Annotated in this window: 10 protein-coding genes; all 10 read right to left on the bottom strand. The window is 49.1% G+C overall.

Annotated features, from left to right (window positions below; translation table 11 throughout):
* Nucleotides 1-124: 124 nt before the first annotated feature.
* The 10 genes from ADU22_RS10660 to fabD all read right to left on the bottom strand — a co-directional run bounded on the left by ADU22_RS10660 (nt 125) and on the right by fabD (nt 10497).
* On the bottom strand, nt 125-355 hold the full coding sequence (locus tag ADU22_RS10660; RefSeq protein ID WP_053362134.1) for a KH domain-containing protein: 231 nt from the start codon (nt 353-355) through the stop codon (nt 125-127).
* 5 nt (nt 356-360) lie between these two features.
* Nucleotides 361-633: a 30S ribosomal protein S16 gene (rpsP, locus tag ADU22_RS10655; protein WP_046522165.1), complete on the bottom strand. Its 273-nt coding sequence runs from the start codon at nt 631-633 to the stop codon at nt 361-363.
* Nucleotides 634-742: 109 nt separating this feature from the next.
* Entirely contained in the window at nt 743-2095 is a 1353-nt protein-coding gene (gene ffh / locus ADU22_RS10650; protein WP_053362133.1) for a signal recognition particle protein, read from the bottom strand.
* A 12-nt stretch (nt 2096-2107) separates the two neighbouring features.
* Complete coding sequence (locus ADU22_RS10645; RefSeq protein ID WP_053362132.1) at nt 2108-2437, bottom strand: putative DNA-binding protein; 330 nt, start codon at nt 2435-2437, stop codon at nt 2108-2110.
* Nucleotides 2438-2599: 162 nt separating this feature from the next.
* The gene (gene ftsY, locus ADU22_RS10640; protein ID WP_053364525.1) at nt 2600-3586 is read right to left on the bottom strand and encodes a signal recognition particle-docking protein FtsY; all 987 of its coding nucleotides are present in this window, start codon (nt 3584-3586) and stop codon (nt 2600-2602) included.
* Between the two features lie 20 nt (nt 3587-3606).
* The gene (gene smc, locus ADU22_RS10635; protein WP_053362131.1) at nt 3607-7173 is read right to left on the bottom strand and encodes a chromosome segregation protein SMC; all 3567 of its coding nucleotides are present in this window, start codon (nt 7171-7173) and stop codon (nt 3607-3609) included.
* A 21-nt stretch (nt 7174-7194) separates the two neighbouring features.
* Complete coding sequence (gene rnc / locus ADU22_RS10630) at nt 7195-7974, bottom strand: ribonuclease III (RefSeq protein WP_053362130.1); 780 nt, start codon at nt 7972-7974, stop codon at nt 7195-7197.
* A gap of 183 nt (nt 7975-8157) precedes the next feature.
* A complete protein-coding gene (locus tag ADU22_RS10625; protein ID WP_053362129.1) occupies nt 8158-8391 on the bottom strand; it encodes an acyl carrier protein in 234 nt (77 codons plus the stop codon).
* A gap of 417 nt (nt 8392-8808) precedes the next feature.
* Nucleotides 8809-9552, bottom strand: a complete 744-nt coding sequence (gene fabG, locus ADU22_RS10620; RefSeq protein WP_053362128.1) for a 3-oxoacyl-[acyl-carrier-protein] reductase — start codon at nt 9550-9552, stop codon at nt 8809-8811.
* Nucleotides 9553-10497 (bottom strand): ACP S-malonyltransferase, encoded by a 945-nt coding sequence (gene fabD / locus ADU22_RS10615; protein WP_053362127.1) that lies wholly within the window; start codon nt 10495-10497, stop codon nt 9553-9555. It lies immediately after the preceding gene.
* Between the last annotated feature and the right edge of the window lie 14 nt (nt 10498-10511).

Below are 10511 nucleotides of genomic sequence, written 5' to 3'. Positions count from 1 at the left end.
CACTGACACCCTTCATCAGTGCCCTTCCTATAATGCCCCCAAGAAGGTACCCACGCTGCTCCTGGATGTCAGCTCCTGCAGCCACAAAAAAATGGAGGGGATTCCCCTCCATTTTTACGCTTAATTATTCAACAATCTCCAAAAAAATCTTTTTTTGCTGCGAAGCTCCTGCTGCATAGACGACTGTCCTGATAGCCTTGGCAACGCGCCCCTGTTTTCCGATCACCTTACCCATATCGCTCTTATTGACAGAGAGACGGTAGGTGACGCGATGATCATCTTCGGTGGAATCCACTTGGACATCTTCCGGAAAATCAACCAGTGGCTTTACGATTGTCTCAATTAATTCTTTCATGCTGATTACTTGCTAAGCTTAGCATTATGGAATTTTTCCATGATGCCCTGGTTCGAGAACAGGTTGCGAACTGTGTCAGATGGTTTCGCACCGTCTTGAAGCCATTTAAGAGCAAGCTCTTCGTTGATGTCCACGATTGCCGGCTGGGCAACTGGATTGTAAGTTCCGACTGTTTCGATGAAACGGCCGTCACGTGGAGAACGAGAATCAGCTACTACAATACGATAGAAAGGAGATTTTTTTGCTCCCATACGCTTTAAACGAATTTTAACTGCCATTTTATATAAGCACCTCCGAATAGTTTCACACAAGATAGAATAATAACAAATTCAATTTGGGTTGTAAAGGGTTTTTTCTTTACAGGTTAATTTTGGTGGTAAAAACACCTTAAAACGGGTTGAAAGGAAGCTTGAAACCGCCTTTTTTCTTCCCTTTTTGCTGCATGCCGGACATTTGCTTCATCATTTTTTTCATGTCTTCGAATTGTTTAAGCAGGCGGTTCACCTCGGGTACCGTTCGGCCGCTGCCTTTTGCAATTCGTTTGCGCCTGCTGGCGTTGATGATTTCCGGATGCTCTTTTTCCTGCTTCGTCATCGACTTGATGATCGCTTCAACGTGGGCGATTTGCTTTTCCTCAATTTGCACGTTGTTAAGGCCCTTGATTTTATTTGCTCCAGGCATCATTTTCAGAAGCTCGTCAAGCGGACCCATATTGCGGACCTGGCCAAGCTGCTCAAGAAAATCGTCCAGCGTGAAGGTAGCAGTCCGCATTTTCTTTTCAAGCTCTTTCGCCTTCTCTTCATCCACATTAGCCTGCGCCTTTTCGATAAGGGTGAGGACATCTCCCATGCCGAGAATGCGGGAAGCCATCCGCTCAGGGTGGAAAGATTCCAGCGCATCCAGCTTTTCACCGAGACCGACAAATTTGATCGGAGTATTGGTCACGGCACGAATCGATAAGGCAGCTCCGCCGCGGGTATCGCCATCAAGCTTGGTGAGCACAACGCCGGTAAGTCCCAGCTGCTCATTGAAGCTTTGGGCAACGTTCACCGCGTCCTGGCCAGTCATCGCGTCGACCACCAGGAAGATTTCATCAGGCTTTGACAGCTCCTTGATTTCCTTCAGCTCGTCCATCAGTTTTTCATCAACATGAAGACGGCCGGCGGTATCAATCAGGACATAATCATGATGATCTTCCTTCGCTTTTGCGATGGCCTGCTTGGCAATCTCAACAGGACTGACCTGGTCCCCAAGGGAGAAAACAGGCATGCTCAGCTGTTTGCCAAGAGTCTCGAGCTGCTTGATTGCGGCGGGACGGTAAATATCCGCCGCCACCAGCAATGGTTTGCGGTTGTATTTTTTTCGTAAAAGATTGGCAAGCTTGCCAGTGGTTGTCGTTTTACCGGCACCCTGGAGGCCGACCATCATGATGACAGTCGGCGGGCGGTTCGCAACGGCAATTTTGCTTTGTTCTCCGCCCATGAGCTCGGTAAGCTCTTCCTTAACAACCTTGATAACCTGCTGGCCCGGTGTCAGGCTCTTCATGACTTCCTGGCCAACGGAGCGTTCGCTTACCTTTTTGACAAAATCCTTTACTACTTTAAAGTTAACGTCAGCCTCAAGCAGGGCGAGACGGACCTCGCGCATCATTTCTTTTACATCCGCTTCGGAAACCTTGCCTTTTCCGCGGATTTTTTGCATCGTATTTTGCAGTCGGTCGGCTAATCCTTCAAATGCCATTGTTGCCGCCTCCTAATCTAAATTCTCAATCTGTACGACCAAATCTTCCAGGGCCTTCAAGTCGGGCTCGCCGCTTAATGCGTCTTTCATCTTCGCAATAAGCCTGCTGCGCTCCTGAAACCTGGCAAAAAGCAAAAGCTTCTCCTCATACTCTTCGAGCATCGCTTCTGTCCTTTTTATATTGTCATAGACGGCCTGGCGGCTGACTTCATATTCCTCGGCAATTTCCCCAAGGGAATAGTCATCCAGATAATAAAGCGACATATAGCTTTGCTGCTTGGGAGTTAACAAGGCTTGATAAAAATCATAAAGATAGTTGATCCGGGTTGTTTTCTCAAGCATCTTCATCCCCCCATGTTAAGTGAAAAACCTTTACATACAAACAGTGTACACAGGCGGGCATTTCCTGTCAAGGTGTGAACAGGGTTTCCCCCCGGTCCATTCAGGCTGCAGGGGGCAAAAAAGGGTGAACCCAAGGCTCCGCCTGAGCGATCCTTCCCCTGCCTATTCAGCCTCTTCAACCAAATCGGCAAAAAGGCCGTATACATATTTCTCGGCATCGAACTCCTGGAGGTCATCCATCTTTTCACCAAGGCCGACAAACTTGACCGGGATATTAAGTTCATTGCGGATAGCAATCACGATGCCGCCTTTTGCTGTCCCATCAAGCTTCGTCAGTACAATGCCGCTTACATTCGTCGCTTCCTTGAAGGTTTTGGCCTGAATCAGGGCGTTTTGTCCAGTTGTCGCATCAAGCACGAGAAGCACTTCATGCGGCGCACCTGGCACTTCCCGCTCAATGACCCTTTTAACCTTTTCAAGTTCCTTCATCAGGTTTACTTTATTCTGCAGACGGCCCGCTGTATCGCATAATAGAATATCCACGCCGCGGGATTTTGCCGCCCTTACGGCATCATACATGACAGCCGCAGGGTCGGAGCCCTCGGCCTGCTTGATCACATCGACACCGACCCGTTCGCCCCATACCTCCAGCTGATCAATGGCACCTGCACGGAACGTATCGCCGGCAGCAAGCAGGACGCTTTTGCCTTCCTGCTTGAATTTATGGGCAAGCTTGCCGATTGTGGTTGTTTTGCCAACGCCGTTCACACCGACAAATAAAATAACGGTCAGGCCTTCATTTTCGAGGTTCAGGGTGCTCTCTTCGTCACCGGCTCCTTCGTATATATCAACCAGCTTTTCCGAGATAACAGCCTGGACCTCCCGGGGGTCCTGAATGTTGCGGCGTTTCACTTCCATTTTAAGTTCATCAATAAGCTCCATGACCGTTTCAAAGCCAACGTCTGCCCCGATAAGGATTTCTTCGAGTTCTTCAAAGAATTCCTCGTCGACTTTCCGGTAGCGGGCAACAAGGTCATTCACCTTTCCCGAAAAATTGTCCCGGGTCTTCGTTAATCCATCTTTGAATTTTTCGCTGACTGTTTCTGTCTGTTTGGTAATCTTCTCTTTTAACTTTTTAAAAAAGCTCACAAATCCCACTGCCTTTCAGTCTATGATTTTACAAGCTCCTGTGTCTCCTCGAGCCTTACGGAAACGAGCTTGGAAACACCTGATTCCTGCATGGTCACCCCGTAAAGCACATCTGCTTCTTCCATCGTGCCTTTCCGGTGGGTAATGACAATGAATTGGGTTTCCGAACTGTAGCGTTTCAAGTATTGGCTGAAGCGGTAGACATTCGCTTCATCAAGAGCCGCTTCAACCTCATCCAGGATACAGAACGGTACTGGACGCACTTTAAGGATTGAAAAAAGCAGGGCGATGGCGGTCAATGCCCGTTCCCCGCCGGAAAGCAGGCCCAGATGCTGCAGTTTCTTGCCTGGAGGCTGAGCCACCAGTTCTATGCCTGTGTTCAGAAGGTCGTCAGGCTGCGTGAGCCGCAAATCGGCCCTTCCACCGCCGAAAAGTGACTGGAAGGTGGCTTCAAAATGAGAGCGTACTGCCCTGAAGGTCTCGTCAAACCGCTTTTTCATTTCCGTATCCATTTCCGCAATAATCTGGAACAAAGTATCTTTTGCTTCCTGAAGATCGCTTTTCTGTTCATTCAGGAACTCATAGCGCTCGGATACACGTTCATACTCCTCGATGGCCCCCAGGTTCACCGTTCCCAGCTCTTCAATCGCCAGCTTGATCAGCTTCACTTTTCTCCTGGCATCTTCTGCAGGCATGGTGAGCGGATACTGTTCCTTTGCTCCTTCATAGGATAATAGATATTCTTCCCGCAGGTGGGCAATCAGGTTATCCAGTTCTACATCCAGGCGGTTAAGTTTCACTTCCTCATCCTTCAGCACTTCAGCCAGACCTTTATGAAGCCGGTGCAGTTCCTTTGTTTCAAGGTCAAGGTTTTCAAGCTGCTCCTGCATCTTCAGGCGTTCATCGCGCTTTTGGGAGATCAATTCCATTGTCCTGTTCTTATCTTCCAGTTTTTTGCGTGCCGCTTCCTCAAGCTGGCTTTCTCCCGAGGAGTCGGATGTCATTTCCGACGAAAGAAGGTCCAGGTCTTCCTTGGCCGTCTCCAGACGTTCCTTCTGCAGGGCCAATTCAGCGCTCGCACTTTCAAGTTTTTCATGCGCGTAGGCCAGCTGCTCCTTGTTGGCCGCAAGTTCCACTTTCAATTCGCCTATTTCGTCAGCAAGTGTTTCTTTCGAGGTTAAATTGGTATTTTTGCGGTTGGTCAATTCTGCAATTTCCCTGTCCAGCTTTTCGAGTGCGTCTTGATACTTCTCTACCTTCTGCAGCAGCTGGCTTTCCCGCTCTTTCAGCTTTGCTTTTTCCTGATTGAACTGGCTCTGCTCGGAATCATAGACGGCCAGCCTGTCATTGATGTTCCGCTCTTCAATCTCAATTTCGCGCAGCTGCCCTTTAAGCGATTGCTCTTTCAGGCGAAGATCTTCTCCTTGCCTTCGCAGAAGTTCAAGGTCCGCTGCACCGGTTTGCAGTTCACCTTTCATGGACTTGACCCTCACTTCAAGCTGGCGGGTCTTATCTTCCATTTCAGCCAGCTTTTGCTTCAGTTCATCCAGCTCGCCCTTTCGGCTAAGCAGGGCCGAGGCATTCTTCTTGGCCGCTCCCCCGGACATGGAGCCGCCCGGATTGACAACATCTCCTTCGAGGGTAACAATCCGGCTTCGATATTGAAGAATTTTGGCGATTTCGTTGGCACCCTTCAGGTCCTTGGAGATAACCACATTCCCAAGTAGGTTATTGATGATTTGCTGAAATTTTTCATCAAACCCGATCAGGCTGACAGCAGTCCCGACAAACGCTGGGTGGCCGCTGATGGCCTGAAGCAAGTGGGGGGCAACCGATTTGCCTTTTATGACAGAGAGCGGTAAAAACGTCGCTCGTCCATAGGCATTTTGCTTGAGGTACTGAATCGCTGCCCGTCCAGTTTCCTCATTGGCCACGACAATATGCTGCATCGCTCCGCCAAGAGCCGTCTCCATTGCAAGCTCATATTTTTTCGGTACCTTGATCAGTTCTGCAACAGCGCCCTCTATGCCCTGAAGTTTTTTCCCCCTGGCTTTCAGGATTTCTTTTACACCCTGGAAAAAGCCGGTGTACTCCTCTTCCATTTCTTCGAGCATTTCTTTCTTCGAACGGGCCTGCTGCAAATACTGGTAGGCCTGGTACAAGGTTTTTTCCTGTTTTTCAAAGCTGGCTTCCAGCGCCTCCAGCCTTCTCTGGGCTTCAAGGTACTTTTGGACCTCCGCCTCCACTTCCTGGCGGGKGTGTGCAAGCCGCTTTTCCGCTTCAGCCTTTTTGCCGGCAATTTCATCGCGGCTTGCAAGGAATTTGTCATTCTCCGCATCAAGCCGCGAACTCCTCGACGTCTGCTGGGCAAGCTGCTGGCCGATATATGTCAGTTCATTTTTAGCGCTGGCCTGCTGGTTAAGAAGGTCGATATAATCGCTTTTCAATGAGTCGATTTTTTCTTCGATATCCTCGTTGTAGAGTTTCAGCTGCTGCTGGCGTTCCATAAGACCGGCGGAAAGACGGGCGGATTCTTTGCCAAGGAGGTCAACCGCCTGTTCCTGCTCGCTTTTAACCTTTTTAAGGATGGAGATCCTTGCCGAGATTTCCTTTATGCTTTTCTCCAGCTGTCCTCTGTTAAGAGTCGCATTTTTCTTACGCTCTTTTAGGACCTCTTTCCTTCCCTCAAGCTTTTCGAGCTCCTCACTGGCAAGCAGGAGGTCATTTTGCATGCTGAGAATGGCTTCATCGGAAATCGCAATTCCCTTGCGAAGCTGATCAATGGCAGTCTCCTTCTCCTGGATGAGGGCTGCCATTTTCTTTTCCTCCGCCTTATGCTCCTCCAGCTTTTGAGACATCCTTTCCCAGCTTCCATGAACCTCTTCGATTTCATGCGCAGTTAGCGCGACCTCAATCTTCTCGAGCTCAGCCTTTTTCTCCGTATAATCTTTCGCCATGGAAGCCTGGATTTTCAGCGGTTCCACCTGGCCCTCCAGTTCATGGAGGATATCTGCCACGCGGTTTAGATTTTCCTGCGTTTCAAACAGTTTCATTTCCGCTTTTTTCTTGCGGGTCTTGTATTTCAGGACTCCAGCCGCTTCCTCAAAAATGGTCCTTCTGTCATCAGGCTTGCTGTTTAGGATCTCCTCGACCTTCCCCTGGGAAATAATCGAGAAAGCTTCCCGTCCAAGGCCTGAATCCATAAAAAGGTCGACGATATCCTTCAGGCGGCATCCTTGCTTATTGATCAAATATTCGCTTTCTCCCGAGCGATATACTCTTCTGGTGACGCTCACTTCATTGTAGTCAATTGGCAAGAACTGGTCTTCATTGTCGAGTGTAAGTGTTACCTCGGCAAAATTGAGCCGCTTTCTGGAGTCGCTGCCTGCAAAAATGATGTCTTCCATCTTTGCCCCGCGCAGCGACTTTGCCGATTGTTCACCAAGCACCCAACGAATTGCATCGGTAATATTGCTCTTTCCGCTTCCATTTGGGCCCACGACGGCTGTTACACCCGGAACGAATTCGACGTTAATTCGCTCGGCAAAGGATTTAAAGCCGACCACGTCTAAACGTTTTAAATACACTCTAAAGCTCTCCCTTTCAAGTTAATCGTTGCTCTGGATGTCGTTTTGCTTCGAGATCGCTTCCATATGAGTTTTTAATTTTTCCAGCGCTTTCTGTGCCGCATGCTGTTCCGCTTCCTTTTTGGACCGGCCTTTTCCAGTCCCGAGCTCTTCCCCGTTCAATGTGACTCGGGATTCGAATTCCCGGCTGTGCGCCGGTCCGGTTTCAGCCAGGATCTTATACTGCAGTGTACCAGCCGCATCGCGCTGAACTAGTTCCTGCAGCTGGCTTTTGAAATCCATCACATGCGAAAAAGCACCTGCATCAATCTTCGGAAACACGATTTTTTCTAAAAATGCCAGGACAGTGTCGATTCCCTTATCAAGATATAACGCCCCGATGAAAGCCTCGAACACATCGGCAAGCAAAGCAGGCCTTGTGCGCCCGCCAGTCATTTCCTCGCCCTTTCCAAGCAGGACAACTTCGCCAAAGTTCAACTGATTGGCAAATGCCACAAGGGACGGTTCACAGACGACCGCTGCCCTTAATTTGGTTAGTTCCCCTTCACTCATCATGGGATATTTTTTATATAAAAACTGGGAAACAGTCAATTCAAGAACAGCGTCTCCAAGGAATTCAAGCCTTTCATTGTCCTCATAGGGCTTCCGGCGATGCTCATTCACATAGGATGAATGGGTAAAAGCCTGTTTAAGCAGTTTCTCGTTTTCAAATTGAATTCCGATCCTTGCCTGGAACTCTTTGAATTTCTGATCCTTCGCGCGGTTCACTTTCCTATCTTTGTCCTTACTGAAATTGCGCATCCTAATTCCACCTTGCTCAAAATTTACACACTATCTCTAGTTTACAAAAAAGAAGCAGGAAAAGGCAAAAAAACGCCGATTTTTTCTTGTTAAAAATAACCGGCGCGCCTGCCTGCAGAAATCTTTCCCACACACAGAAGAAAGCCCCGTTAAATAACGGAGCTTTTAGAGCAAATCCACAGTTTACTTTTTGCCATTTATGTAATTAACAGCGTCACCAACTGTCGCGATTTTCTCAGCGTCATCGTCAGAGATCTCCATGTCGAACTCGTCTTCCAGTTCCATAACCAGTTCAACGACATCAAGGGAATCCGCACCAAGGTCATCCTTGAAGGATGCTTCAAGAGTCACTTGATTCTCATCCACTCCCAAACGGTCCACAATGATTTTAGTTACACGTTCTAAAACTTCTGCCATGCTTGTTCACCTCCCCTCAAGCCATTATAGATGATTCAAAATAAATAATAAAGACGTTTCCACATTTCCTGTTGTCCAGCTGCACCTCCTAGCCCCTCGGGTCATAAGCCACTCCTGAATTGAAGGCGCGTCTTATGCCTGTCGGGCCTGGGCAGTCGGCTCCGCTTTTCTCTGCAGCTCCAGCGGCTAGCGACTAGTGGACTTCCCCCGCCTCCCTACGATAAGTCAACATCGAATCGCTACGCTCTTCGTGTTTCCTTTATCGCGTTTTAACGGGCAGTAAATACTTAACTGCCCATAAAAACCCGATTGGCTCAACTAGCAATCAGCGAAAAGGTCACTCGCTGATTGCAGTTTCGCCTTATCTCAGTCGCCGGGCTCCAGTCCATACGTCGCTGAACAGCCGCTTCCCCTTTTCTACATTACCATTCCACCGTCTACATGCAAAGTTTGTCCTGTCATGTAGCGGCTGTCTTCCGATGCGAGAAAGACGACGGTCCTTGCGATGTCAATTGGCTCTCCAAGTCGGGCGAGCGGGATTTGTTTGAGCATTTCGTTCTTTGTTTCTTCGTTGAGCTTGTCGGTCATGTCGGTCGTAATGAAGCCTGGGGCAACCGCATTGACGGTGATCCCCCTGGATGCGAGTTCCTTGGCTGTCGTTTTCGTCAAGCCGATGACTCCGGATTTTGCGGCGACATAGTTGGCCTGGCCCGCGTTTCCGCTTACTCCTACAATGGAGCTCATATTGATGATCCGTCCGCTCCGCTGCTTCATCATTTGCCTTGTTACAGCCTTTGTACAGAGGAACACACCTTTAAGGTTGATATTGATGACTTCATCCCAATCGGATTCTTTCATTCTCATCAATAGGTTATCCTTGGTGATTCCCGCATTATTCACAAGAATGTCAATTCGGCCAAAGGCTTCAATCGTTTGTTTGACCATTCCTTCAACGGAATCGGCATCCGAAACATCAGCCTGGATGACTATGGCTTCCCTGCCCAATGAGCGGATTTCCTCTGCTACAGCAGCCGCCTTTGCTTCACTGCCAGCATAATTGACAGCCACATTGGCTCCTTCTCTTGCCAGTTCAAGAGCGACTTCCCGCCCAATCCCGCGGGAAGCACCCGTGACCAGGGCAACTTTTCCTTCAAGTTTCAATTAATTCTCCTCCTTTAAAGCCGACACCGCAGCCTCAAAGCTTTGCTGGTCGAAAACAGGATAGGTTTTTGCGGAACGGTCAATTTTTTTCACAAGTCCTGAAAGCACTTTTCCAGGGCCAAACTCAATGAAAGTGTCCACTCCCAATTCAAGCATCTTTTTAACACTGTCTTCCCAAAGCACCGGTGAGTACAGCTGTTCAATCAGTTTCCCCTTAATCTCGGCTGCATCCTGCATCGGTTGGGCAGAGACATTGGCAATGACTGGAACTTTCGCTTCGTGTATCTGAATGTTATCAAGAACCTTGGCAAATTCACCGGCAGCCGGCTTCATCAGCTCAGAATGGAATGGTCCGCTAACATTAAGCGGAAGAACCCGCTTGGCACCAGCATCTTTTGCTTTTAGCGATGCATCTTCCACCCCTTGCCTTGAACCGGAAATCACAATCTGACCGGGGCAGTTTAAATTGGCAAGCTGAACTGGATTCCCTCCTGCCGAGACTGTCTCGCACACATCCGCTAAGGGCCCCCGTTCCATGCCAAGCACCGCCGCCATTGTTCCAAGACCATTCGGGACTGCCTGCTCCATTAGTTCTCCGCGTCTGCGGACTGCATGGACTCCATCCTCAAAAGAAAAGGCTCCCGCGGCCACAAGGGCGGAATATTCACCCAGGCTGTGCCCTGCAACATAATCTGGTTCAATGCCGGACTGCTTGAAATGCTCAAGGATGGCGATGCTCGCGGTCAATAACGCGGGCTGGGCATTTACCGTCAGCGTAAGCTTTTCCTGCGGTCCTTCAAAAATAACGGAGCTTAGCTTATCCTTTAACACTTCATCCGCTTTGTCGAACAATTCCCTTACGGCCTCGTTGGCCGCGGCAAGCTCTTTTCCCATACCAGCCTGCTGCGAACCTTGTCCGGGAAACAGAAACGCAATTTTCCCCATCTTTATCCCCCTAT

It is taken from the genome of Bacillus sp. FJAT-27251 (assembly GCF_001273925.1).
Classification (GTDB): domain Bacteria; phylum Bacillota; class Bacilli; order Bacillales; family Cytobacillaceae; genus Mesobacillus_B.
This window is presented reverse-complemented; position numbering and strand designations above follow the sequence as displayed.